Source organism: Pseudoalteromonas sp. NZS71_1 (assembly GCF_015864305.1).
In the GTDB taxonomy this organism is placed as follows: domain Bacteria; phylum Pseudomonadota; class Gammaproteobacteria; order Enterobacterales; family Alteromonadaceae; genus Pseudoalteromonas; species Pseudoalteromonas arctica.
Map to the genome: position 1 here is coordinate 502,792 of NZ_JADYXM010000002.1, position 24,041 is coordinate 526,832.

At 40.9% G+C, this 24,041-nt stretch carries 23 protein-coding genes and 1 riboswitch; of the genes, 10 read left to right on the plus strand and 13 right to left on the minus strand.

Annotation, left to right across the window (positions count from 1 at the left end):
• Positions 1–25: 25 nt before the first annotated feature.
• The 7 genes from thiE to I6F43_RS05255 all read right to left on the minus strand — a co-directional run bounded on the left by thiE (position 26) and on the right by I6F43_RS05255 (position 7,012).
• Positions 26–1,561, minus strand: a complete 1,536-nt coding sequence (gene thiE / locus I6F43_RS05225; protein WP_197101316.1) for a thiamine phosphate synthase — start codon at positions 1,559–1,561, stop codon at positions 26–28.
• Between the two features lie 78 nt (positions 1,562–1,639).
• Positions 1,640–2,434, minus strand: a complete 795-nt coding sequence (locus tag I6F43_RS05230) for a thiazole synthase (RefSeq protein WP_197101318.1) — start codon at positions 2,432–2,434, stop codon at positions 1,640–1,642.
• Between the two features lie 5 nt (positions 2,435–2,439).
• On the minus strand, positions 2,440–2,634 hold the full coding sequence (gene thiS / locus I6F43_RS05235; RefSeq protein ID WP_002960781.1) for a sulfur carrier protein ThiS: 195 nt from the start codon (positions 2,632–2,634) through the stop codon (positions 2,440–2,442).
• A 7-nt stretch (positions 2,635–2,641) separates the two neighbouring features.
• Positions 2,642–3,652 carry an FAD-dependent oxidoreductase gene (locus I6F43_RS05240; RefSeq protein ID WP_197101320.1) on the minus strand — a complete coding sequence of 337 codons (1,011 nt, stop codon included), beginning with the start codon at positions 3,650–3,652 and terminating at the stop codon, positions 2,642–2,644.
• 118 nt (positions 3,653–3,770) lie between these two features.
• Positions 3,771–5,723, minus strand: coding sequence for a phosphomethylpyrimidine synthase ThiC (thiC, locus tag I6F43_RS05245; protein ID WP_220492788.1), 1,953 nt, complete (start codon positions 5,721–5,723; stop codon positions 3,771–3,773).
• Between the two features lie 143 nt (positions 5,724–5,866).
• Positions 5,867–5,981: riboswitch (TPP riboswitch) on the minus strand.
• Positions 5,982–6,088: 107 nt separating this feature from the next.
• Positions 6,089–6,487, minus strand: a complete 399-nt coding sequence (locus tag I6F43_RS05250; RefSeq protein ID WP_306344991.1) for an META domain-containing protein — start codon at positions 6,485–6,487, stop codon at positions 6,089–6,091.
• 126 nt (positions 6,488–6,613) lie between these two features.
• Positions 6,614–7,012: an acyl-CoA thioesterase gene (locus I6F43_RS05255; protein ID WP_182681684.1), complete on the minus strand. Its 399-nt coding sequence runs from the start codon at positions 7,010–7,012 to the stop codon at positions 6,614–6,616.
• 84 nt (positions 7,013–7,096) lie between these two features.
• Between I6F43_RS05255 and I6F43_RS05260 the strand changes: the two genes are divergently transcribed.
• Entirely contained in the window at positions 7,097–9,214 is a 2,118-nt protein-coding gene (locus I6F43_RS05260; RefSeq protein WP_197101322.1) for a TonB-dependent receptor, read from the plus strand.
• Positions 9,215–9,962: 748 nt separating this feature from the next.
• Here I6F43_RS05260 and epmA read toward each other — a convergent pair.
• Together epmA and efp are read right to left on the minus strand one after the other, a co-directional pair.
• Positions 9,963–10,937, minus strand: coding sequence for an elongation factor P--(R)-beta-lysine ligase (gene epmA, locus I6F43_RS05265; protein ID WP_197101324.1), 975 nt, complete (start codon positions 10,935–10,937; stop codon positions 9,963–9,965).
• Positions 10,938–10,993: 56 nt separating this feature from the next.
• Positions 10,994–11,560, minus strand: coding sequence for an elongation factor P (efp, locus tag I6F43_RS05270; protein ID WP_010555265.1), 567 nt, complete (start codon positions 11,558–11,560; stop codon positions 10,994–10,996).
• Positions 11,561–11,601: 41 nt separating this feature from the next.
• On the opposite strand from efp, the gene epmB reads away from it, so the two are divergent.
• A complete protein-coding gene (gene epmB / locus I6F43_RS05275) occupies positions 11,602–12,615 on the plus strand; it encodes an EF-P beta-lysylation protein EpmB (RefSeq protein WP_101216916.1) in 1,014 nt (337 codons plus the stop codon).
• Here the strand turns inward: epmB and I6F43_RS05280 are convergent.
• A complete protein-coding gene (locus tag I6F43_RS05280; RefSeq protein ID WP_002960797.1) occupies positions 12,612–12,821 on the minus strand; it encodes a hypothetical protein in 210 nt (69 codons plus the stop codon). The genes epmB and I6F43_RS05280 overlap by 4 nt on opposite strands.
• Before the next feature lie 71 nt (positions 12,822–12,892).
• On the opposite strand from I6F43_RS05280, the gene I6F43_RS05285 reads away from it, so the two are divergent.
• The gene (locus I6F43_RS05285; protein ID WP_007585044.1) at positions 12,893–13,183 is read left to right on the plus strand and encodes a hypothetical protein; all 291 of its coding nucleotides are present in this window, start codon (positions 12,893–12,895) and stop codon (positions 13,181–13,183) included.
• 47 nt (positions 13,184–13,230) lie between these two features.
• Here I6F43_RS05285 and I6F43_RS05290 read toward each other — a convergent pair whose 3' ends face one another.
• Complete coding sequence (locus tag I6F43_RS05290) at positions 13,231–13,722, minus strand: DUF3016 domain-containing protein (protein WP_010555263.1); 492 nt, start codon at positions 13,720–13,722, stop codon at positions 13,231–13,233.
• 279 nt (positions 13,723–14,001) lie between these two features.
• On the opposite strand from I6F43_RS05290, the gene galE reads away from it, so the two are divergent.
• Positions 14,002–15,018: a UDP-glucose 4-epimerase GalE gene (gene galE / locus I6F43_RS05295; protein WP_007585049.1), complete on the plus strand. Its 1,017-nt coding sequence runs from the start codon at positions 14,002–14,004 to the stop codon at positions 15,016–15,018.
• 643 nt (positions 15,019–15,661) lie between these two features.
• Here galE and I6F43_RS05300 read toward each other — a convergent pair.
• Complete coding sequence (locus tag I6F43_RS05300) at positions 15,662–16,342, minus strand: Fe2+-dependent dioxygenase (RefSeq protein ID WP_165729231.1); 681 nt, start codon at positions 16,340–16,342, stop codon at positions 15,662–15,664.
• Positions 16,343–16,419: 77 nt separating this feature from the next.
• Entirely contained in the window at positions 16,420–18,600 is a 2,181-nt protein-coding gene (locus tag I6F43_RS05305; protein WP_197101326.1) for a TonB-dependent receptor, read from the minus strand.
• A 217-nt stretch (positions 18,601–18,817) separates the two neighbouring features.
• On the opposite strand from I6F43_RS05305, the gene I6F43_RS05310 reads away from it, so the two are divergent.
• From I6F43_RS05310 to I6F43_RS05335, 6 genes are read left to right on the plus strand one after another with little or no spacing between them, the layout of a single operon-like run.
• A complete protein-coding gene (locus tag I6F43_RS05310) occupies positions 18,818–19,591 on the plus strand; it encodes a DUF3450 family protein (RefSeq protein ID WP_197101328.1) in 774 nt (257 codons plus the stop codon).
• Positions 19,591–20,916 (plus strand): MotA/TolQ/ExbB proton channel family protein, encoded by a 1,326-nt coding sequence (locus tag I6F43_RS05315; protein WP_197101330.1) that lies wholly within the window; start codon positions 19,591–19,593, stop codon positions 20,914–20,916. The genes I6F43_RS05310 and I6F43_RS05315 overlap by 1 nt, the downstream gene beginning before the upstream one ends.
• Positions 20,909–21,289, plus strand: a complete 381-nt coding sequence (locus tag I6F43_RS05320; protein WP_197101332.1) for a MotA/TolQ/ExbB proton channel family protein — start codon at positions 20,909–20,911, stop codon at positions 21,287–21,289. The genes I6F43_RS05315 and I6F43_RS05320 overlap by 8 nt, the downstream gene beginning before the upstream one ends.
• A 4-nt stretch (positions 21,290–21,293) precedes the next feature.
• Positions 21,294–21,698, plus strand: coding sequence for an ExbD/TolR family protein (locus I6F43_RS05325; RefSeq protein ID WP_010555259.1), 405 nt, complete (start codon positions 21,294–21,296; stop codon positions 21,696–21,698).
• Position 21,699: 1 nt separating this feature from the next.
• Positions 21,700–22,356 (plus strand): energy transducer TonB, encoded by a 657-nt coding sequence (locus tag I6F43_RS05330; RefSeq protein ID WP_197101334.1) that lies wholly within the window; start codon positions 21,700–21,702, stop codon positions 22,354–22,356.
• 19 nt (positions 22,357–22,375) lie between these two features.
• Complete coding sequence (locus I6F43_RS05335) at positions 22,376–23,803, plus strand: tetratricopeptide repeat protein (protein WP_197101342.1); 1,428 nt, start codon at positions 22,376–22,378, stop codon at positions 23,801–23,803.
• Positions 23,804–24,041: the final 238 nt, after the last annotated feature.

A 24,041-nucleotide genomic window follows, 5' to 3' on the forward strand; every position in this document is an offset into this window, starting at 1 on the left:
CTTGTTAGTATTGCCCTTGTTAATATTAATGTGCACTGCTTATGGCCACTTGCAGAGCACTTATAGCCTCTACGTAATTATCAGCCTCGGTAATCGCACGCACTACGGCAACACTGCCTACGCCGGTTTTCGCTACCTGCTCAGCACGGCTTAAGTCAATACCGCCTATTGCCACTGTTGGATAGCTTTGCATAAGCGGTACAAATTTAATCAGCTTTTCAAGACCTTGTATTTGCCCTGTCATGTCTTTTGTTGTGGTTGGGTAAATAGCACCAAATGCCATATAACTAGGGCGATAATTATGCGCACGCAGCATTTCATAAAAGCCATGAGTAGAAAGCCCAAGCCTTAACCCAGCGTCTTTAATTGCCGCTAAATTAGCAATGTCTAAATCCTCTTGTCCTAAATGCACACCATACGCACTATGCTTAATAGCTAGCTGCCAGTAATCGTTTATAAATACCTGTGCGTTGTATTGCTTGCCCAGCTCAACAGCTTGCTTAATGAGCGCATCAAGCTCGTCTTGCGTTTTATTTTTAACGCGTAACTGCGCTGTTTTAATGCCTTGTTGTAAGCACTTTTCTAACCAATCGGTGCTATCAACAACCGCATATAAGCCAAGCGATTGTGTTTCACAAGGCGCAAAATCTGCCGCCATATTAAAATCAAGCGGCACATCAAAATCTAGTTCATCACCCAGCCAACTACCAGGCTCAATAACTTGTGGGTAGTCAGCTAAATTAGTAGGGAACGAGGTCTGAGCAACCGGCCCAATCCCCTCACCGTAGCGTACCGACTGTTTTAGCCCTTGGTTTATATACGCTTTAGCTAAAATAAAGGCATCTTTTAATGGGTAGTCTTTAGCTAAACACGCTGCAATTACCGAAGCCATGCTACACCCGGTTCCGTGGTTATGCGGTGTTTGTATTTTTTGATTGCCTAACCAGTATTCTTCACCATTTTGCGTATTACTATCAATACAATAATCAATGCAGTAGCCACTTGGGTAATCCCAATGCCCGCCTTTAATAACAACGGCTTTAGCGCCCCAGCTTAATAACTTATTAGCCGCTTCTTTTATTGCAGCCGGGCCAATTAAATACACACCGGTTAATAACTGTGTTTCGTGTGTGTTTGGAGTTATTACATCCACCAGCGGCAGTAAACATTCTTTTATTGCGCTTACCGTGTCTTCTTCTGTTAGTAAGTCACCGCTTGAGGCAATAGCGACAGGGTCATATACAATAACGGGAGGCACAGGCCATTTAGCTTTATAATGACTTATATGCTCGCTGATTAACTGAATTTGCTGCACGTTGGCTAACATGCCAATTTTTATCACTTTGGCTTTCATGTCTTTTTCGAGTGCAAGTAACTGAGATTCAATAATATCGGTAGACACTGCATTAATAGCTTCTACACCTAAACTGTTTTGCGCAGTAAGCGCCGTAATAGCCGTACACCCATGTACACCAAAACTTTGCATTGCTTTTATGTCTGCTTGAATGCCTGCACCGCCGCCAGAATCAGAGCCGGCAATTGTCCATACTACGTTATTCATATTTGTCTCCTCACAGCGATTACATTGAACTAACGAGCTATTTAATTAGATAGAATGCTCATATTTTTAATAAAACTGCTATTTTTCTTGATGCCAAAATGGCATGCCCATTGTTGGGGTTGATGGAGCTGCAACGTCTTTTTCAGGCATCGCTTTTGCTTTATATGCAAAGCGCCCCGCTTCAACTGCGGCTTTAAATGCGCGGCTCATAGTAATTGGGCAACCCGCCCCTGCAATGGCTGAATTTAATAATACCGCATCATACCCCATTTCGAGTGCTTGGCAGGCATGCGATGGCAAACCTAAACCGGCATCTACTATTAATGTGGTATCGGGTAAGCGCTCTCGAATAGTTTTTAAATTATAGCTATTTAACAAGCCTTTACCGGTGCCTATTGGCGCACCCCACGGCATAAGCACCTCACACCCTAGCTCATTTAAGCGCTGGCAAAGTACTAAGTCATCGGTGCAATAAGGCAATACTTTAAAGCCATCATTAATTAATATTTTTGTGGCTTCAAGTAGCGCAAAAGGGTCAGGCTGTAAATTGTAATCATCGCCAATCAGCTCTAGCTTAATCCAGTCGGTGGCAAATACTTCTCGGCACATTTTTGCAAGCGTTATCGCTTCTTTAACACTATGGCACCCTGCGGTATTAGGCAGTATTTTTAAGCCTGTATTTTTTATTAACTGCCAAAAGTCATCACCGGCTGCTGCACTTTGTTGGCGCCTAAGCGACACGGTTACAATTTCAGCGCCAGAGGCAACTATTGATTGGGTCATAATGTCGGGCGACGGATAAAGCGCAGAGCCGATTAATAAGCGACTCTTTATTTGCTCTCCATAAATAGTTAAACAGTCTTTAGTTTGCATGAGCTTTATCCGCCTTGAATGGGTGATAGCAACTCAACACTGTCGCCTTCATTAAGTACATAGTTACTGTGCCGACTTTGTGGAATAAATTCTCCATTAACAGCCACAGCAAAAGGCGCGACTGCACCAAAACTTTGAAGTACCTCAACGAGTGCTTTACTATTAACATTAAGTAGCTCGCCATTAATTGTAATATTCATTCTACTCTCACTCTATTCGTGAAACTGCTTGCGCCACTAATGCCGGCGCCAACATATAACCATGTCGATACAAGCCGTTAATACTAATTACATTGCCAACTTGTGATACTTCTGGACGATTATCGCTAAATGCAGGGCGTAATCCGGTTTGAATACTAAGTAGTCGTGCTTCGGCAAACCCGCTGTGTACGGTATAAGCCGCTGAAAGTAATTCAAGAGTTGAGCGCACTGTTGCCGCGCCGCTGTCTTGTGACTCTATTTCAGTCGCACCAATTACATATTCACTGTTAGGTTTAGGCGCTATATAAATTGGATAACGCGGGTGCATTAAACGCACAGGCCTGATTAAACTTACCTCTGGTGCGTATAACCTTGCTACTTCGCCGCGCACACCCCTGAGCGGTTTATCATCTTGGCTATTTTTAGCGCCAAGCCCACGGCAATCAATAATATAATCGAATGGTCGATTATTTATTTTATTGTCGCTAATGGTTACGCGCTGGTTAAATACAAACTTTACTTTGCGTTTGTTGAGCTGTGCAAAGCTGGCTTTATAAAATGCTTGGTTATCAATTTGCCCCTCGCAGGGTAAAAATAAGCCTTGGTTAAAACGCCCAGCAAGTTCAGGTTCAAGCATTGTAATTTGTTGAGCATTTATATGCTCGGCAGTGTGATCAGCTAGCGGTTTTATACGCTGTGCAAAGCTTTGTAAATCGCCTTTGTCCTGCTGGTGCGCAATGACCAAAGTGCCTTGCTGCTGAAAAAAAACCTCACTTTCAAGTTCTGAAATAATGCTGGGCCAGCGCTTCATTGAATCAAGACCCATTAAAGCTAAATCAGCCTCACACAATACCGACTCAGCAAGCGGGGCAAGCATTGCTGCAGCCACTTTACCGGCGCTATTTGGGGTTTGCTCATCGTCTGCTTCAAAAACAGTGACATGGTGCTGTTTGCTCAGCGTAAGCGCAGCTAACCTGCCCGCTAAACCAAACCCAACCACCGCAATGCTATAAACCATACAAACCTCCAAAGCAGTTATTAGTAGGTGCGAATTTACTTCGCACTTCTTCAACTTTTAAAGAAGCGAGGTATAAAACATCACCTACGTCTGCATCTAACTTTTAGCGATAATTACTTTATACCGCTTTATGGTAAATCTCTGAGCCTGTTTGCTTAAACTCAGCTGACTTAGCTTTCATTTCGGCTTCTACATCAACCATTTTTATTTCAATAGCGTCGCCAGCGTTATTAGGATCAATACCGCGTGTTTCTAAATCTTTAGCGTAATCGCGTACTTCTTGGCTAATTTTCATAGAGCAAAATTTAGGACCACACATAGAGCAAAAGTGAGCCACTTTGCCTGATTCTTGCGGTAAGGTTTCGTCGTGATACTCGCGAGCTCGGTCTGGATCTAAACCAATATTAAATTGGTCATGCCATCTAAACTCAAAGCGTGCTTTTGATAAGGCGTTATCGCGCTCTTGCGCGCCAGGATGACCTTTTGCTAAATCGGCGGCATGTGCAGCTATTTTGTAGGTAATTAAGCCTTCTTTAACATCTTCTTTATTTGGCAGACCTAAATGCTCTTTAGGTGTTACATAGCAAAGCATTGCACAGCCGTACCATGCTATTTGAGCCGCCCCAATACCAGAAGTAATATGGTCATACCCTGGGGCAATATCGGTCGTTAACGGGCCTAAAGTATAAAATGGCGCTTCGTCACAATGTTTTAATTGCTCGTCCATATTGGCTTTAATCATGTGCATTGGCACATGTCCAGGGCCTTCAATAAATACCTGTACATCGTGTTTCCACGCAATTTTAGTCAGTTCACCTAATGTGCGCAGCTCACTAAACTGTGCTTCATCGTTGGCATCAGCAATCGAACCAGGGCGAAGTCCATCACCGAGTGAAAAACACACATCGTATTGTTTTAAAATTTCGCAAATGTCTTCAAAGTGCGTGTATAAAAAGTTTTCTTTATGATGCGCTAAACACCACTTAGCCATAATTGAGCCACCGCGCGACACAATACCGGTTACACGTTTAGCCGTCATTGGTACGTAACGAAGCAGTACACCGGCATGAATAGTAAAGTAATCAACACCCTGCTCGGCTTGTTCAATAAGCGTATCGCGGAAAATCTCCCACGTTAAATCCTCAGCCACACCATTTACTTTTTCAAGCGCTTGATAAATCGGTACTGTGCCAATAGGTACAGGCGAGTTACGTACAACCCATTCACGCGTTTCGTGAATGTAACGTCCCGTTGATAAGTCCATCACGGTGTCTGCGCCCCAGCGGGTAGACCACACCATTTTTTCTACTTCTTCTTCAATCGATGAGCTTACTGATGAGTTACCAATGTTGGCGTTAACTTTTACTAAAAAGTTACGGCCTACAATCATAGGTTCTGTTTCTGGATGGTTTATATTATTTGGTAAAATAGCGCGACCACGGGCTATTTCATCGCGTACAAATTCTGGGGTAATAAATTCAGGAATACTCGCGCCAAACGACTCGCCTTTATGCTGCGCGGCAAGTAATTCTTTACGAATTTCTGCACGTCCCATATTTTCGCGAACGGCTACGTATTCCATTTCAGGAGTAATAATCCCTTGGCGTGCGTAGTGCATTTGCGTTACGTTTTTGCCCGCGATACCACGGCGAATTTTTGGAAGGTGATCAAAGCGAATATGATCCAGCCCTTCATCCGCCATACGTTGCTGCGAAAATTGCGACGTTACTGATTCTAAAACTTCGGTGTCGCCACGGCTTTCAATCCATTGTTCACGAAATTTTGGTAAGCCTTTGCGCACGTCTAGTTCAAAATTAGGATCGGTATACGGGCCCGACGTATCGTAAACACGTAGCGGATCGTTTGACTCATAAACAGGGTTTTCATCTGTGCCACCAATAAACGTATCACTTAACGTAATTTCACGCATACCAACACGCACACCAGGTTGAGTACCTTCAACGTATACTTTATGAGAATTTGGAAACGGTTGACCCGTTAAGTTATAAATATATTCAGACGCGGCAGCACGAGTTTCTCGGCGTGACGCTTTATTTGTAGTATTTGACATGACTTGCCTCATTGCTTAAGGGTTGTCTTGTCAGATATTCCGAGGAATAGAGAAAGATCGTAAAGTAGCGTACATGCTACTTTGCAGCCTAAAATAAACAAAATCACTTTATTGTGCGCATAAAAAAAGACGCACAAGCGTCCCATTTTAGGCAGCTTGTTCCCTACGCAGGTATTAACCTGATCAGGTTCACGGATCCCGCTTTCGCGATCTCAGCCAAAAACTAATTACTTAGCTTTGGCACTCCGACAAGTATTGATATATAAATTCTGTTCGTTAATTTGAAGGTGTTATCCATCAAATCTGCGCTGAGTGTACGTCAGTTAAAAACTGCCCGCAAGGGGCTGTTTTTCAAAAACTTAAAATTATTTAGGGATAAACACAAATGTTTGCTCGCCTTGCATGACTAATTGCTGGCCTTGCATTTTAAGCTCGGCACCTTGCTTTAAGGCTTGTAATAACTGCTGCTCAAACTCATCAAGGTCTTCGCCGCACGACTTGCGCGTCATTCCTAATTTACTTACGGTAAGGTTACTTTCTTCAAGCGAACCTTCACCAAAAAATTTGTTACAGCCAGCAAAACCGTTTACTTGCAGTGCTTCAATAAAGCTCATTGATGCATTAAACGAAGGTGGAATTGCTAAACCATCAACACGTGATAATTGCCATTGGGTGTATTTAAGCTGCTCACTGGTAACCGTCCCTGTTGATGCGCAACCAACACATAAACCGACTATAAGCATCGGTATTGCTGCTAATTTCATGCTACTACTAACTAATTGTCTAATTAATGTAATTGTAACAATATTTATGCCCTTTATCCGTTAAAAATGCATGTTTTAAATGTAAATTTTTGTTCTATGATAGTTCAAAAGTTATGCGATTAAGTACTAAGTTGTAGTTTTAAATACGTTATCTATTTGCTCAGGTAAAAACGGTCTACCTTTTTCATTAACAGACGTTCCTATAACCAGTGCATTGAGCATTACTTTTTCATCGTTTTTACGTATAACCGTTTGCTTAAACGCAAATTTTAAACGACTAATACGCTGCGGCTCCACAGCCACATAAAATTCATCACCTGGTAATAGTGAATGTTTATAGTCCATTTCGCTGCGCATCACGACTAGGTTAATTTTATCTTTCGCTAATTGAGCAAAATCAATTCCGTGTGCGTACAAAAATTCATGGCGAGCATGCTCTAAATAATTAAAATAAACACTGTTATTTACGATACCTTGTAAGTCACATTCGTAATCACGTACTTTGAAGTCAACTTTAAAGGTCATATTAGTAATCCTGATTATTTAACGTATAATTGCCGCGTTTATAGCACATGTGTTTAAATAATTGCTACCATACGAGTCCCTAAAATGGAGTTAAGTAACCCAATGAACTTACGTTTGTCTTTAATTACTGCCGCACTTTTACCGCTGCTTGGTGCACCAATTGCAGCTAACGCTGATGATAGCGACCTAGAAAGAATTGTTGTAACCGGCGATTTTCAGCGCGAAAGCATTCAAACTTTAAGCGCGAGTGCGAGCTTATTCAGCGAAGATGAAATTAATCAACGTGGTGCAAGTTACTTAGACGAAATGTTAGGCAGTGCCGCCAATGTAAATTTTGCATCTGGTGCATCACGTGGTCGTTACATCCAAATTCGTGGCGTGGGACTTCGTTCACAATTTGTAGACCCTATTAATCCATCTGTAGGCTTAGTTATTGATGGTATTAACTATTCTGGTCTTGGTGGCAGCTCATTATTATTTGATATAGACCAAGTAGAAATTTACCGTGGTCCACAAGGTACACGCTTTGGCGCAGACGGTATGGCCGGTATGATCCAAATGGGTTCAGCTAAAGCCACGAGCGATCCAAGTTTAAAATTACAAGTAGGTGCTGGCACATACAACACCCGCGAAGCAGGTATTGCAGCAAGCACAGGCTTAACAGATGACACTAGCGCACGCGTGAGCTACTTTCGCAGAAAGTCAGACGGTTACGTAGATAACCTGTATTTAAATGACGAAACACAAAATCAAGACGAACAAGTAGCCCGCTTTAAAATAAACAGCCAGCTTACAAAACATTTAAATACTGAGTTAAACCTTCACTATATTGATATAAACAACGGTTACGATGCATTTACGCTTGATAACAGCCGCAATAGTGTTGCCGATGAGCCAGGGCAAGACAATCAAGAAAGCTACGCAATCGGTGTTAATAATACTTACACGGGTTTTGACGCTTTTGATGTAAACCTAAACCTATCGGCTATTGATACCGAATTACTTTACAGCTTTGACGAAGACTGGGTATGTAACGATACAAGTGAGCCAAAGTTATGTGCTGCAGGCTTACATCCAGATGGATACAGCTCAACTGATTTATACAGCCGCGATCGCGACGATCAGTCTGTAGATTTACAGTTTAACTCTAAAACAGGTAACTGGGTTGCGGGTATTTATTACCAAAACCGTGACGTTGACTTAGAGCGCCAATACACATGGCTAGCAAGCCCTTTTTCTTCAACTTACGAAACGAGTAACGTTGCAGTATATGGTCAAGTAGCAACTCCAATTGGTCCTAAAACAACATTAATTACAGGTTTACGTGTAGAGCAATACCAAGGCGACTACACCGATAGCAATGGCTTTATACAAGACACTGACGACGTAATGGTTGGCGGTAAAATAGCGCTTGAGTATCAAGTAATTGACCGTACGATGATCTACACCAGTATCACGCGTGGCTACAAAGCTGGCGGTATTAACTCAGAAGCACTGGCTAAAGCGAAAGATGAAGGCTTAAACCTAAGCGCTGATTTTTTCCAGCAACACACCAGTTTTGACCCTGAATATTTATGGAGCGGCGAATTTGGTGTTAAAGGCTCATCGCTTGATGACAAATTTACACTTCGCTTAGCTGCATTTTACATGCACCGCGACGATATTCAGTTAAAAGCATGGCAAGTAGAAGGCCAGCAATTTACCGGTTATGTTGATAACGCAAGTTCTGGTAGCAACTACGGACTAGAAGTTGAGGGTAGTTACCAACTAACTGATAATCTATTTTTAACGGGTAGTGCTGGTTACTTAAACACTGAAATAGACGACTTTGTAACGCAGTCTGGCTTAAACCAAGACGGTCGTGAGCAAGCACAGTCACCTAAATACCAGTATGCGTTTACTGCTCGCTATAACTTTACAAGTGAGCTTTACGGTATGATTGGTGTTGAAGGTAAGGACGATTACTACTTCTCAGATAGTCATAACTCACAGGCACCAAGCAGCAACTTAGTTAACTTAAGCTTTGGCTACGAAGCAGACATGTGGGCAGTTCGCGCATGGGCTCGTAACGTGTTTGACGAGACAGTCCCTACACGTGGTTTTGAGTTTGGTAACGATCCACAAGATGGTTACGCAACGCATACCTACACACAATTAGGTGAGCCTCGTGTTGCAGGTGTTACGTTTACACTTAATCTGTAAAGCACAGCCGTTGGCTTTCAAATGAAAGCTTTCAGCAAGCAATAAAAACACCGCGTTTAATTTAAACGCGGTGTTTTTATTTGTAGGTGAGGTTTTATACCTCGCTTTTTATAAAGTTAAATTACACGAGCGCGAAATAAATTCGCACCTACAGGTTTGGCGTATGTTGTTGGGGTTGATGTTTATTTGTAGGTGAGGTTTTATACCTCGCTTTTTTATAAAGTTAAATTACACGAGCACGAAATAAATTCGCACCTACAGGTTTGGCGTATGTTGTTGGGGTTGATGTTTATTTGTAGGTGAGGTTTTATACCTCGCTTTTTTATAAAGTTAAATTACACGAGCACGAAATAAATTCGCACCTACAGGTTTGGCGTATGTTGTTGGGGTTGATGTTTATTTGTAGGTGAGGTTTTATACCTCGCTTTTTTATAAAGTTAAATTACACGAGCGCGCAATAAATTCGCACCTACAGGTTTGGCGTATGTTGTTGGGGTTGATGTTTATTGTAGGTGAGGTTTTATACCTCGCTTTTTGTAAAGTTAAATTACATGAGCGCGAAATAAATTCGCACCTACAGGTTTGGCGTATTTTGTTGGGGTTGATGTTTATTTGTAGGTGAGGTTTTATACCTCGCTTTTTTATAAAGTTAAATTACATGAGCGCGAAATAAATTCGCACCTACAAATATTCCACCTACGCCTACAAGCTAAGCATTACGCTCTTTGCACATCAAACGCTATTNGCATTACGCTCTTTGCACATCAAACGCTATTACGTCTTTAATTTTTTCTTTATTTGTTGCGAGCATTACCAACCTATCAATCCCCAAAGCAACCCCTGCGCATTGTGGTAATCCATGCTCCAGCGCTTTAATTAAGCGCGTATCCATTGGTACTTGTTTTAAACCGTTATTAGCGCGGTATGCGTTATCTTCGTTAAATCGTTTAGCTTGCTCACTAGCATTTGTTAATTCGTTAAAGCCGTTAGCCAATTCCATATTTTTGTAATAAAGCTCAAAGCGCCCTGCTACGCGTGCATCATGTTCACAAATTTGTGCAAGGGCCGCTTGAGAAGCTGGAAAATGATAAACAAAACACGGTTTTTCTTGTCCTATTGTTGGCTCCACTTTCATACAAAATAATAATTGCAGTAAGGTATCTTTATGCGTTTCATTTTGGGCTATATCAGCAAACCCCTGCTTACACGCTAGTTGCTTTAATTGCTCTATGCTTGCTGTTAAAGGATCGAGGCCGAGTGCTTGTTCAAACGCTTGCTGATAGGTAAGTCTAGTTGCAGGCTCGACACCTAAAACAAGTTGCATTAACTCATCCATTTCATCCATAAGTGTAAATTCATCAAAGCCTGGGCGATACCATTCCAGCATAGTAAATTCAGGATTATGATGGCTACCCGCTTCTTCATTTCTAAATGCTTTACAAAGCTGAAAAATAGCGCCTGAGCCTGCTGCTAACAAGCGTTTCATGGCAAACTCTGGAGATGTTTGTAAAAACAGAGGAAGCCCACCAGCATGCCCTGGACCTACAAATTTGGTATTAAAACTAGCTAAGTGCACATCGGTTACACTGGCAGCACTTAAGCTTGGCGTTTCTACTTCTAAAACATCACGTACATAAAAAAATTCACGGATGCTACGTAATATCGATGCGCGTTGTTTTAGTGTTTCAATGCTTGCGCTTGGGGCCCAAAGATCTGCTGACATATTTTCTCCAAAAAAAATCCCAGCGTAAGCTGGGATTTTATAAACAATGTTAAAGCTTACTTAACACGGCTTACGTATTCACCGTTACGAGTGTCTACTTTAATTACTTCGCCAATTTGTACGAATAATGGAACTCGTACCACAGCGCCTGTGCTAAGCGTTGCTGGTTTACCACCAGTACCCGCTGTATCGCCTTTAAGGCCTGGATCTGTTTCAGTGATCTCAAGCTCAACAAAGTTAGGTGGTGTAACAGCAATAGGGCTGCCGTTCCATAATGTAATTGTGCATAAATCATTTTCAACTAACCATTTTACTGAATCGCCTAGTGCTTTTTCGTCAGCAGCAATTTGCTCAAATGTTTCGTTGTTCATAAAATGCCAAAATTCGCCGTCTGTGTATAGATACGCTAAATCAGTATCCATTACATCAGCACCTTCAACTGATTCACCCGATTTAAAGGTTTTTTCAAGCACCTTACCAGAGATAAGTTTACGGATACGAACACGGTTAAACGCCTGGCCTTTACCAGGTTTTACCATTTCATTTTCTAAGATACTGCAAGGCTCGCCGTCCATCATAATTTTTAGGCCGCCCTTGAACTCGTTGGTGCTATAATTCGCCATCGTTTCCTCTATTTATATTTTTTCGAGTAATCTACATGCCAATGATACAAAGAAATGAAGCAAATTTGCATAAAAACTGGCAAAAAGAATTAGCAAATGTAGTTACCTGCCCAAAAACCTTGCTTGAAATGGTCGGTTTATCGAGCCAAGTCCATGAAAACGACCTAAAAGCCCGTAGTTTATTTCCGGTACGCGTGCCTATCCCTTTTATAAAAAAAATACGCAAAGGCGATCCAAACGATCCTCTATTGCTACAAGTTATGCCACGCCATCAAGAATTTTTGACTAAATCGGGCTTTAATAAAGATCCCCTACTTGAGCAAGATAACGACCAACCAGGCCTTTTACATAAGTACAAATCGCGTGTTTTGGTGATGTTTAAAACCGGCTGTGCTGTAAATTGTCGTTATTGCTTTAGAAGGCATTTCCCGTATCAAGAAAACCAACTCAATAAAAAAAGTCTGCTTGAAACACTGAGCTATATAAAATCAGATAGCAATATAAACGAAGTGATTTTAAGTGGTGGCGATCCACTGATGGCCAAAGACGATGCAATAAGCTGGTTTTTGGATGAGCTTGAGCAATTACCACAAATAAAACGAATGCGAATTCATAGCCGTTTGCCAGTAGTTATACCGGCGCGAGTTACCGATGAGTTATGTGAACGATTAGCAAAATCGCCATTAAAAATTATTTTTATTAATCACATAAACCACGCCAACGAAATAGACGCTGATTTTAAAGCTGCTATGCAAAAGCTTAAACAAGCAAACGTAACGCTTCTAAACCAAGCTGTAATTTTAAAAGATGTGAACGATACGGTTGATGCGCAAATAAATTTAAGCGAAGCGTTATTTGACGCAGACGTATTGCCGTATTATTTGTATTTGCTAGATAAAGTTGAAGGGGCGAGCCACTTTGATATTAATGAAGCGCAAGCAATTGAAATAATGGCAGAGCTATTAAAAGCTCTGCCTGGATTTTTAGTGCCTAAATTAGTAAGAGAAATCGGTGGTCAAAAAAGCAAAACACCTATCGATCTTAAGCTAATTTAAACGTATATATTTACGTTGTTACCCAATGATGCAGTTACCGATTTAGCCGGTGTTTGCGCACTTGACGATTGTGCAGCACCTTCAATAAGTGCAAGAGCCGCCGCGCCATCTGCTAACTGCTGCTTTTTAGATAAAGCAGCGCTGTAAAGCTCACTGCCTTGGCCTGAGCCAGAAACAGCGGGTAAACTTGTGCCTGATATATTCATATAACAAACCTGACTTTTAAATGTAATCCAAGTATTATGTCGGCAATGCAGTGCAAAGCTTTAGGAAAACCATGGATTCTATTATTGAACAACTCAATGCCAACTTAAAAATTGTTTACCGTCAGGCACTTGATGCTGACAAAAAACTCGACGAGCTTCAACAGCAAGGTCACGGTAAGTTTAAAGCCTTATTTACTGCCGATTCAGGCTTTAGCTTTGAAGCTAAACGTTTTAAGCCTTACGTACTCGACGTAGCCGCTGATGTTGAAAGCTTATCTAACGATGGTTTTGAAGAAGAAAAACTGAAAACAACCGTTATTAAGTTACAACAAATACTCACGTTGTTAGCTACTTTTAAGTAAAGCTTAAAAATAAAAATGCCGCTATTTAGCGGCATTTTTATTTTCAGTTAATCTAAACTTGGTAATATTTGTTCACCAAACCACTCTGTTAGTAAGCGTTTTTCGTAATAAAATGATTCGTCGCGGCCCATTTTAATTTTATCCATAAAGCCCATATCTTTAAGCTCCACATCAGTATCTTTACTTAGCACTGTACCGTCGTTATCGGTTAACGAATAATTTAGCTTAATGCGTGGAAAATAAATTGGTTTTACTACACGAATTTCGTCCATACCACCATAACGCACATCACCTGCTAAATCTAAATCTGTAAACTCTACGTTTAATTTATAGTCTTTTGGCAATTGCTCGGCTAGTTTAGCCATATGCTTTTCGAAACTTGCTGCCACACTTTTGTGATATGAGCTCTTTGTTTGGTTTGACGCTCGCACATCACGATAATCATTAAAGTCATGCCATTTAACAACAGACTCACCAGCATGGGCAAGCGCAGGTAATGCGATACACATTGTTGTTGCTATTTTTTTAACTAAATTCATATCTTTCTCCAAAGAGGTAGACCAATCACAAAAGTGTAGATTGGAGTAAACCTAGCATTAGCTATTACTAGGCTCATTTTAGCACTTGTTTATTAACTATAACTTAATCTTACGTATAAAGTGTTACTTGTACTGAGTAAAATGTAATCAAAAGTACTTAATTTACCGTTATTAAAAAAAGATGTTATTTAAACTATAGAAATTACAGATAAAGCATGTAAATCACCTCTATTTATGGTGAAATTAACTCAATTGATAAAAGGTACCCACGGAGCTTTCATGACTATTTTAGTAACCGGTGGCGCTGGCTATATTGGCTCGCACACTGTTTTAGAACTTTTACAGCAAGGTAACGATGTTGTTGTTATTGATAATTTAAGTAACTCATCACAAGAATCACTTGCGCGCGTAAAGAATATTACAGGCAAAGAGGCCACTTTTTACCAAGGCGATATTCTCGATAAATTCTTTTTAGATTCAGTATTTGCAAAACACACGGTTGATAGTGTTATACATTTTGCGGGCTTAAAATCAGTAGGCGAGTCGGTTGCAAAGCCCATTGAGTACTATCAAAACAATGTACAAGGTACGCTTACGCTTGTTGATGCAATGCGCGATGCTGGTGTATTTAAATTAGTATTTAGCTCGTCAGCCACAGTATACGGCGACCCTGCAAGCTTACCAATTAAAGAAGACTTTCCTGTAGGCGGTACTACTAACCCGTACGGCACATCTAAGCTGATGGTTGAGATGATGCTACAAGATATCGCCAAATCAGATGAGCGCTTTGCGTTTGCTATTTTGCGTTACTTTAACCCAGTGGGTGCACATGAGTCGGGCTTAATTGGTGAAGATCCTAATGGTATTCCAAATAACCTTTTACCGTTTATCGCACAAGTAGCGGTAGGTAAATTAAAGCAGCTCGCTGTATTTGGTGATGACTACGACACAGTTGATGGCACAGGTGTACGCGACTATATACACGTTGTAGATTTAGCTATTGGCCACTTAAAAGCGCTTGATAAAATTGCCAGCAGTACGGGTGCATTAGTTTATAACCTAGGTACTGGTAACGGTTACTCTGTACTACAAATGGTTAATGCATTTATTAAAGCAAGCGATCAGGCTGTACCTTATCAGGTTTCACCTCGTCGCCCTGGTGATATTGCAGCATGTTATGCAGCGCCAGAAAAAGCACTTAATGAACTTGGCTGGGAAGCAGTGCGCGGTATTGATGAAATGATGCAAGATACATGGCGTTGGCAGTCAAATAACCCTAACGGTTATAAGGGTTAAGTAAAAATGGCAAGTCAGAAAACATAGTAATTATGTATTTTTACTTCTCTAAAGCGCAGCGCCCTCTAAACCTCTTTGTGAACAAATCACTTAAGATCTTATTGCATATAGAAATTACGAGCTTTGCTCGTCACGCCAGCAAGCTGGGCGTCTACAAGTAATTTAACCACAGCGTTAAATTTTGACTGTAGGCGTGAAGCTTGCTCACGCGAAAAGCGCAGCTTTTAATTATTAAAACTGCTTGTTACCTACTTTTGGCTTCTCAAAGCGCAGCGACCTCTTGGCCTCTTTGTGAATAAATCACTTAAAATCTTATTGCACAAAGAGAAGCAAAAGAGGAGTAAATGAGAAAACATAAAACATAGTAATTATCTATTTTTACTTCTCTAAAGCGCAGCGCCCTCTTAGCCTCTTTGTGAATAAATCAATTAAAACCTTATTGCACAAAGAGAAGTAAAAGAGGAGCAAATGAGAAGAGACCAAAGCATAGAAATTACGAGCTTCGCGCGTCTCGCCAGCAAGCTGCGCGTCTACAAGTAATTTCAGCACAGCGTTAAGTTTTGGCTGTAGGCGTAGAGCTTGCTCACGCGAAAAGCGCAGCTTTTAATTACTTATATCCAATATTTAATAACGAGTATCTTCGTTATGTCTGCGCCCACTGTCTTAGCAAGTTATGATAAACCCCCGTCAACTGAATAATCTCTGGGCTATCTTCTACTTTGCTGCGCAAACTTTGAATCGACATATCTAAATCAAAGAGTAAACCACGTTTTTCGTCGCTGTTAATCATGCTCTGTAACCAAAAGAATGAGGCTAATCTACGCCCACTCGTTACTGGCATTACACGATGTAAACTCGTTGAAGGGTACAACACCATACTACCTGCTGGCAGCTTTACGCTATGTGAGCCATAAGTGTCCTCAATAACAAGTTCACCGCCCTCATAGTCTTCGGGGTCATTAATAAATAACGTCATTGATACATCTGTACGAATTTTTACTGGCGTACCCGGCACCTGTCTAATCGCGTTATCTACATGAACACCAAACGATTGCCCACCTTGATAACAGTTAAAAAGCGGAGGAAAAATTTTTGCAGGAAGTGCTGCCGACATAAACAAATTACTACGCGCAAGTGCTGCCATAATAATGTCGCCAAGCTCTTGGCATTCAGGGCTATTTTCAGGTAGCTGTAAGTTATTTTTTGCTTTGGTTGATTGATGACCTGCGGTAATACTGCCATCGGCCCACTGGGCTTTAAGCAAAACCTCATGGCAATACGCCACTTCTTCTTTCGTTAATAGCTCTGGAATTTTAACTAGCATGTGCGCCCTCTCACATTTTCATCAAATAATTAAGGGCAGAGTTAACTCTGCCCTTTTATGCCGTACTTATTTTACTCTTAGAAAGAGTAGCTCGCTGTTAAGCTAAACTTACGACCATCACCTGGTACAAAGTGTCCACCACCTAACTGATCAACGTAATCTTTATCACCTAGGTTTTCACCATTAAACTGCAGGCTCAAATCTTTTGATATGTCATACGCAACCATCAGGTCAAAAATAGTATAACCTGGCGCACGAGAGCGTGTTGACGTAGTCCCGTTATAACGCTCACCTACATATTGCGCACCTAAACCAAACGATAATTTATCCGACATATCGTACGTAGTCCAAACACTTGCGCTATTTTTAGGCGTACGAGCAAGCTCGTTACCAATTTGAGTTGCGTCGTCGCCTAATGCTTCAGTTACTTCGCTATCTTGGTAAGTGTATGAAGCAATTACAGTCCACTCTTTAGTAATTAGCCCAGTTGCTGAAAGCTCTAAACCTTGTACGCGCTGTTCACCACCGAGTATTTCGTCACTTGAGCTATCTGCAAATGGGTCATCAGTACGGGCATTGGTTTTCTCAGTACGGAAAAGTGCAGCATTAGTTTGCAGGCGACCATCCATTAGGCTCCATTTAGTTCCTAATTCATAACTGCGGCTTTCTTCTGCGTCTAAATCAGCTGCATTTGAACGCGTAGATACCGTTAGGCTTTCAGCCGATGGGTTAAATGAATTACCTGCGCCTAAATATACACTGCCGTTTTCTGTAGGTTTATAAACTACAGCTGCATTCCAGCTAAATAAGTCGTCACTTGTAGAAATCAAAGCGCTTGGGTCATTGTAATCGTTGTGATAATCCGTAGTGAAGCTATCAAAGCGAATTCCGCCTGTAACTTCCCACTGCTTGTTAAGTGTCACTGTATCAAATGCATAAATAGCTTGGTTTTTAGCTTTAGCTTCAATGCTTGTACCGTCACGGCCATACACACCCGTAAATGCAATTGTTGCATCAGGATTGTATAAGTCGTTGCGTATTCCATCTTCAATTAGGTTATCAGGTGTAGTTGCAACAAAGTTATGGCGTGTAAACGTTTCATTTGCAAGTTCAACACCCACTACAACATCGTGAGTAAAGCCTGCAAACTCATAGTTACCAATTAAATCAACTTGAAGTGCAGCAAGTGAATTTTCTGTATCACGTGTTTTTTCATCTGCAAAGGTAATATCAGTGTCTGTTGTAACCGAGAAATAACGCGGTGCAGTTGTTACTGACTCACGCTTAACTTTACCTAAACGACCTTGCACACGTAACGTAGTATTTTGAGAAAAATCATATTCATAACGAGCTGTTGTTGAGTAAGCTTCAATATCTTCGTAATCACGATAAATATTACCGTAAAAGTTATCAAAATCGACAGGAGAAGGTGAGCGCGCGCTATCTGCAAGTTCAGCTACAGGCGTATCGCTGTAAACCCAAGGAATACCGTAATCTGGTAAATTGTCTTGGCGTTGATACTCTAGGTTTAAATCAAAACGGCTGTTTGTACCAAGCCCTGTTGCAAATGCAAACGCAACAGCATTTGTTTCGTTTTCAACATGATCACGACCTGCAACATCACCTTTATCAGTAAGAAGGTTTATACGTAGTGCGCTTGTGTCGTTTACCTGAATGTTAGTATCAAAACGACCACGGTAATCGTTTTCTGTGCCTAAACGTAGCGAAACGTCGTTAAAGCTGTCTAACTTCGCCTTTTTACTTTCTAAATTAACACTACCACCTGTTGCGCCACGACCAGAAACTGCTGAGCCTGGGCCTTTTGCAACTTCAACGGCTTCAATGTTGTAAATATCACGTGTATAACCTGCAACATCACGAATACCATCTACAAAAATATCATTTGTAGCACTAAAACCACGAATCGACATGCTATCGCCAGTAGGTGAACCACCCTCACCTGCTGCTAAAGAAATACCTGAAACGTTACGCAAAGCATCACGCAAGCTATCTACGTTTCTATCTTTCATTACCGCTTGATTAATTACCGTTACAGTTTTAGCTGTATCGAGTAGCGGTTGAGTGTATTTATGCGACGTTGATTTTTCAACAACATAGCTAGACTCAGTTTTAGTTTCTGCTTTAGTTACCGATAGTTCTTGGACATCCTGTGCACTTGCCCAAGTTGAAAGCGTTGCCGTAACAACCGCTGCAATTGGCTTTATGTAGGCATTCCCTTTATTCGATGGCTTACTCATGGTTACTCCGTAGTTTTTATTAAGCACTTAACTATTGTTAATTTAAGGTACATATTTAATTTCGGCGAAATCCTACCACCACAACAACGCAATGTAAACGATAACTGTTATCAATTGCATTGTCATGTGAATTCCTATATTGTATACACACTCAAAAATTAACAGTAATTACGTCCCTGTAATTGCTTGTCGTAACTTTCAGGATTGTTGTTAAGTAATGCGAAGCTTAATTAAACCAATTAGCGTAGTTATCGCGCTTTGTGGCACCATGGCAGTAAAAGCCGACACTGTTAGTGAGCTAGAACAACTCGTTAATAAATGGCTACAAATAGAAAATCAAAACACAGAATTAAATACTCATTGGCTTGAACAAAAAAGCAGCATGGAGCAAACCTTAACGCTTCTAAATGCTGAGCAGCAGCAACTTAGCGAGCTTAATCAGCGTAGAAAAAAAAGCACCAGTGAGCTTGCCCAAAAACGTGAACAACTTGTTACTAAGCAATCAGAACTTGAAAATGATCAACAGCAATTAAATGATCAACTAGCACGTATTTCTCAGCAATTACTTTCATTACAAGTGCAATTACCCCCGCCACTTTTAAGTAGTTGGAAAAACGCCGGTGATTTAAGCGACTCACAACTCAGTACAACTGACAAATTACAAACAGCGCTAAAAATGCTGACCCTACTTAATGATTTTCAACAACGTATTTCAATTCACGAAATGGCTATTAAACACCCTGACGGGCAAGAAGTGTGGGTAAAGCAGCTTTACTTAGGTGCAGCTCAAGCATGGTTTGTAAGTGAAGATTTAAGTTACGTAGGTATTGGTTTTCCAAGTGACTTAGGTTGGCAGTGGGAATTTGACCCAAGTATTAATGCTGAGCAAGTTGCACTGGGTATTGCTGTACAGCAAAAAAAGCGCGCTGCTGATTGGGTAACACTCCCAATATTAAGTTATGTAAATAAAAACCAGCAAGGGGCTAAATAATGGCTACTAACAGCATAATTGCAGCATTTAGCGCCACAGTGTTACTTTTTAGTGCAAATATTTCTTTTGCAGCTAGCAGTGATGATGCTAAACAAAGTATTTTAAGTGATATTAAAACAGCGCAACGTACTCTAAATAAAACTCAAAATAGTATTTCAAAAGAGCAAGCTACCCTTGCAAAGCAAATTTATACCAAGCAGCAATCGCTCAGTAAATTGCGCGCGCAAGCAGCCGTTAATCGCCGTCTAGCTGACGAAAATACGTTAAGCCTTGATCAGTTACAAACCCGATTAGACACTTGGCAACAGCAGCAGCAATATCAATTAAACTTACTTAGCCGTTTTGTGCGCCAAAATACCAGCAATAGTGCTAGCAGTAACGAGTCGACTAATAATCAAAACGAGTTATTAAACCGCGTTATATCGCAAATTAATAATCAAGAACAGGCACTTTACCCACACTTTAATAAGCAATCGATTGTGCTCAGTAATGGCGAATTAAGCCAAGCTAGTACTCTTCAAGTAGGGCCTGTTGCATGGTTTAGTACGCAAACACCTAAACTTATGGGCTTATTAAATTTGGATGATGAATCTAGTGCATTAAAAGTAGCGTTAGTACAATCAACAAGTGACGATAACCCACTCGATAATACTTTAAATCAAAACGGTTCAGGCTCAACATTACTTACTTTTGATCCTAGTTTAACGCACTTAGTCACGAGCCAAGCTCAACAAGAAAGTCCGCTTGAACACTTAGAAAAAGGCGGCTTATGGGCTATCCCTATTATTTTGTTTGCCTGCTTTGCACTAACCATTGCGCTATTAAAAGCCGCGCAATTACTGCGTTTAAGTAAAATTAAAATGCACTCTCAAATGCAATTACAGCAATTTTTTAAAGCTGAAAATAGCAGTGAATTTGCAGGCATGCAGCAGCAGTTATTTAACTTAACGCTGCAAAGCGAAAAAGGCCAAGTTAGAGACGATCAATTATTTAACCAGTTAATTCACGATAAGCATAAACTCGATAACTTTATTGGCGCTATTGCCGTTACGGCGGCAGTAGCTCCACTACTTGGCTTGTTAGGTACTGTTAGCGGCATGATCGAAACATTTAAAATGATGACCTTGTTTGGCTCAGGCGACCCAGAAGTTGTATCGGGCGGTATTGCACAAGCCCTTATAACAACCGAACTGGGTTTAGTCGTGGCCATACCTGCTCTGGTATTAAATGCACTGCTATCGCGTAAAGCTAAGGCGTATTACAGCCAACTAGAAGGCTTTGCATTACAGCTTAGTCAACTAGAAAAAGGAGAAACCAATGTTTGAAAAAATCATTAGTAACCCTATTTGCTGGTGTATTCTTTTACTCGCTTTATTTGTATACCAGCTGATTTTTCATGACTTACTACACCTTAAACAATACCAAGCGCAGCGCAAAGGTTACTGGCAAGAGGTTAGCTCTATTTTAACAGCAGCGCTTCCGCTACTTGGTTTATTAGGCACCATTGTTGGTTTGCTTGATACATTTAAAGTAATGGCGCTGGGCCATAACGAGCTAATGAGTGACGCCATTGGTGATGCATTACTAACAACTCAATTGGGCCTTGTGTGCGCTATTCCTGCGTGGTTAATGCAAGCGTATTTAGCGTATTCGCAGCGTAACCCTAAATTACATACGTTAAGTAAGCAGTTAGGGTAACACTATGCAATCACGTTTAAAGCACAAGCTAGAGCAAGAAGCGGGGCAACATATCGATATGTCGCCACTACTTGATGTGGTATTTATATTGCTAATATTTTTTATTGTTACAACCGTATTTGTACGCGAAAGCGGCGTTGAAGTTGATAAACCACAAGCCGTATCGGCCAGTCGTCTTGAGCAACAAGTCATCTTTTTAGCAATAACCGACTCTCAACAAGTATTTTTTGATGGTAGCCAAATTGGTGTTGCTGGCGTGCGTAGTAGTGTCGAGCAAATGTTAAAACAGCAACAACGCCCTGTGGTTATTCAAGCTGATAAAACAGTACCTACTGAGTTACTTGTTCAAGTAATTGACGAAGCAAAGCTGGCAGGCGCGGCGCAAGTTAACTTAGCGACCAAGCAATAATATGCACACGATTAACCCGCTTCAAAAAACAAAAAACAATCGCCATCCACTTTTTGCATTTGGCCTTAGCTTAATTGTACTTAGCGCTGCATTACTGCTTTTATGGCTTGGGCAACTTGCAGAGCATCATATAAAAGACAAAGTCGTTGTACGTGAGATTGCTATGGTGGCACTGCCACCACCTCCTCCACCATCAATATCGCAACAGCAAACAAGTGAGCCAATGCAGAGCTTAGCGGTAGAAGGTGCAGGCGCGTCTATTCAAGCCGTAAAAATTAAGATCACCAGCAATTTAAGCATTGTAAAACCCGATACACCCAACGTAAAAGTAAACGCGCCACAATGGCAATCAATGAGTGTAAATTGGGATGCATTTAGCTTAAATCAACTCGATGGTCTCCCAACTTTGCTTACTCCTGTTAAGGCCGTTTTACCAAAAAGCTTAACCCGTCGAGGTGTTGATGTATTTACTGTAAAACTCGATGTATTTATTGATGAAAGTGGTAAGTTAAGTTTAATTGAGGTAGTACAAAATCCATACCCTGAACTTAAACCAGCTATCGACAAAATTATTAAACAAAGCCGCTTTAGTGCACCTAAAAAAGAAGGTGAAACCGTACGCGCTCGCTTTATTTGGCCAATCGAATTTAAACCTTAAGCCTATTAAAATGAAAAACATGAACGTAATTAAAACGCTAAAACCATTAACTCGCGCAGTTATCACTACTTTAATGTGCTCACTCCCTTTATTAGGTGTAAGTAGCGTGCATGCAAGCGCCGTGAGTACACCATTAAAAAGTGCGCCACTAAAAGTAACTTTATCGCCTAGCGATCCAACATGGCAGTTAGCTATAAATAATAAATTATTAGGCCCTACAGAGGTCCTTATTGAGCCGACCGAGCGCGGTTTTGCTCGCCAAGTGCAACCACTATTACAAGCCGGTAATTATAGTGAAGTCGCTGCGCTATTTAAAGGCCGTGATATAAGCCAAGATAGCACTGCTTTAAACTTATTACGTGCACAAGTACTGCTTTCAACAAAAGACTTTAATAACGCTGAACTAGCTTACCTAGCGTGTTTAAAAGCTTCACCTGATTTAGTAAAAGCACATCAAGGTTTGAGCCTTTTATACATGCAACAAGCAAAGTATGACAAGGCGCAAACACACCTAGTTCACAGTATTGAACTTGGCCAAGCTGATGCACAAAGTTATGCGCAACTTGCTTATATACACGTGCAGCATAGCCAACCTTGGAGCGCAGTAGCGGCGTACCGCCAAGCGCTTATGCTAGCGCCAGAAACAAGCCAATATCAACAAGGGCTATTGTTTGCGTTAATTGAATCGGGTGATTTAAGTCAGGCAAATGCATTATTAAAAGAATTACTTAATAAAAGCCCTGATAAAGCTGAACTTTGGCTACAACGTGCACAAATAGCATTACAGCTTGATCACAAAAAGCAAGCGCTTGCTGCTATTGAAGTGGCCTTAAAACTCAATCCTAAAGATACCAGCAACCAGCTTTTAGCTGCCCAGTTGCATTTAAGTGAAGGCAGCACTGAACGCGCTGTTAGTTTATTAAAGCAAGGTTTAACACACGCAAATAAAAAACAGCAAATTGAGGTTATTAATACCACGATGCAAACTTTAGGCTGGCTTGTATCGGAGCAAAAATGGAATTTAGCTAAAGATCTAATAGGCAGCGCAAAAAGATTAACTAAGCAACTACCCCGTGATGAACAAGCTCAATTTTCTGTATACAGTGCACAACTTGCTATGCAGCAAGGTAATACTACGCGCGCTCTTAAAAGCTTAAATAACGCACTTAAAATAAACCCGAATTTAGGTGATGCCCTACTTAGTTTAGCGAGTATATATCGCAGTAAAAGCCAACTTACCCAAGCAAAACTTATGTACGTTCGTGCACAAGCCCTACCTGATTACCAACTATCGGCGTGGCTTGGATTATCGCAAATAGCGATTGATTCTAAAGACTACTCGAGCGCGCTAAAGCATCTTAGAAAAGCATTACAAGCTAACCCACAACGCCAAGACTTAATTACTAATATTCGCGCCCTTGAGAATATAGTGCGCCAAGAGGGGTAAATTTAAGCCGTGGTTAAATTTACTTGTAGATGCAGTGCTTGCTGGCGTGACGAGCAAAGCTCGTAATTTCTATATGCAATAAAATCTTAAGTGATTTGTTCACAAAGAGGTTTAGAGGGCGCTGCGCTTTAGAGAAGTAAAAATACATAATTACTATTGTTTTATGTCTTCTCATTTACTCCTCTTTTACTTCTCTTTGTGCAATAAGTTTTTAAGTAATTTGCTCACAAAGAGGTTT

Bases quoted from the DNA above. Each gene is read 5' to 3' on its own strand.
- thiE (WP_197101316.1), bottom strand. From the start codon at position 1,561: ATGAATAACGTAGTATGGACAATTGCCGGCTCTGATTCTGGCGGCGGT.
- I6F43_RS05230 (WP_197101318.1), bottom strand. From the start codon at position 2,434: ATGCAAACTAAAGACTGTTTAACTATTTATGGAGAGCAAATAAAGAGT.
- thiS (WP_002960781.1), bottom strand. From the start codon at position 2,634: ATGAATATTACAATTAATGGCGAGCTACTTAATGTTAATAGTAAAGCA.
- I6F43_RS05240 (WP_197101320.1), bottom strand. From the start codon at position 3,652: ATGGTTTATAGCATTGCGGTGGTTGGGTTTGGTTTAGCGGGCAGGTTA.
- thiC (WP_220492788.1), bottom strand. From the start codon at position 5,723: ATGTCAAATACTACAAATAAAGCGTCACGCCGAGAAACTCGTGCTGCC.
- I6F43_RS05250 (WP_306344991.1), bottom strand. From the start codon at position 6,487: ATGAAATTAGCAGCAATACCGATGCTTATAGTCGGTTTATGTGTTGGT.
- I6F43_RS05255 (WP_182681684.1), bottom strand. From the start codon at position 7,012: ATGACCTTTAAAGTTGACTTCAAAGTACGTGATTACGAATGTGACTTA.
- I6F43_RS05260 (WP_197101322.1), top strand. From the start codon at position 7,097: ATGGAGTTAAGTAACCCAATGAACTTACGTTTGTCTTTAATTACTGCC.
- epmA (WP_197101324.1), bottom strand. From the start codon at position 10,937: ATGTCAGCAGATCTTTGGGCCCCAAGCGCAAGCATTGAAACACTAAAA.
- efp (WP_010555265.1), bottom strand. From the start codon at position 11,560: ATGGCGAATTATAGCACCAACGAGTTCAAGGGCGGCCTAAAAATTATG.
- epmB (WP_101216916.1), top strand. From the start codon at position 11,602: ATGATACAAAGAAATGAAGCAAATTTGCATAAAAACTGGCAAAAAGAA.
- I6F43_RS05280 (WP_002960797.1), bottom strand. From the start codon at position 12,821: ATGAATATATCAGGCACAAGTTTACCCGCTGTTTCTGGCTCAGGCCAA.
- I6F43_RS05285 (WP_007585044.1), top strand. From the start codon at position 12,893: ATGGATTCTATTATTGAACAACTCAATGCCAACTTAAAAATTGTTTAC.
- I6F43_RS05290 (WP_010555263.1), bottom strand. From the start codon at position 13,722: ATGAATTTAGTTAAAAAAATAGCAACAACAATGTGTATCGCATTACCT.
- galE (WP_007585049.1), top strand. From the start codon at position 14,002: ATGACTATTTTAGTAACCGGTGGCGCTGGCTATATTGGCTCGCACACT.
- I6F43_RS05300 (WP_165729231.1), bottom strand. From the start codon at position 16,342: ATGCTAGTTAAAATTCCAGAGCTATTAACGAAAGAAGAAGTGGCGTAT.
- I6F43_RS05305 (WP_197101326.1), bottom strand. From the start codon at position 18,600: ATGAGTAAGCCATCGAATAAAGGGAATGCCTACATAAAGCCAATTGCA.
- I6F43_RS05310 (WP_197101328.1), top strand. From the start codon at position 18,818: ATGCGAAGCTTAATTAAACCAATTAGCGTAGTTATCGCGCTTTGTGGC.
- I6F43_RS05315 (WP_197101330.1), top strand. From the start codon at position 19,591: ATGGCTACTAACAGCATAATTGCAGCATTTAGCGCCACAGTGTTACTT.
- I6F43_RS05320 (WP_197101332.1), top strand. From the start codon at position 20,909: ATGTTTGAAAAAATCATTAGTAACCCTATTTGCTGGTGTATTCTTTTA.
- I6F43_RS05325 (WP_010555259.1), top strand. From the start codon at position 21,294: ATGCAATCACGTTTAAAGCACAAGCTAGAGCAAGAAGCGGGGCAACAT.
- I6F43_RS05330 (WP_197101334.1), top strand. From the start codon at position 21,700: ATGCACACGATTAACCCGCTTCAAAAAACAAAAAACAATCGCCATCCA.
- I6F43_RS05335 (WP_197101342.1), top strand. From the start codon at position 22,376: ATGAACGTAATTAAAACGCTAAAACCATTAACTCGCGCAGTTATCACT.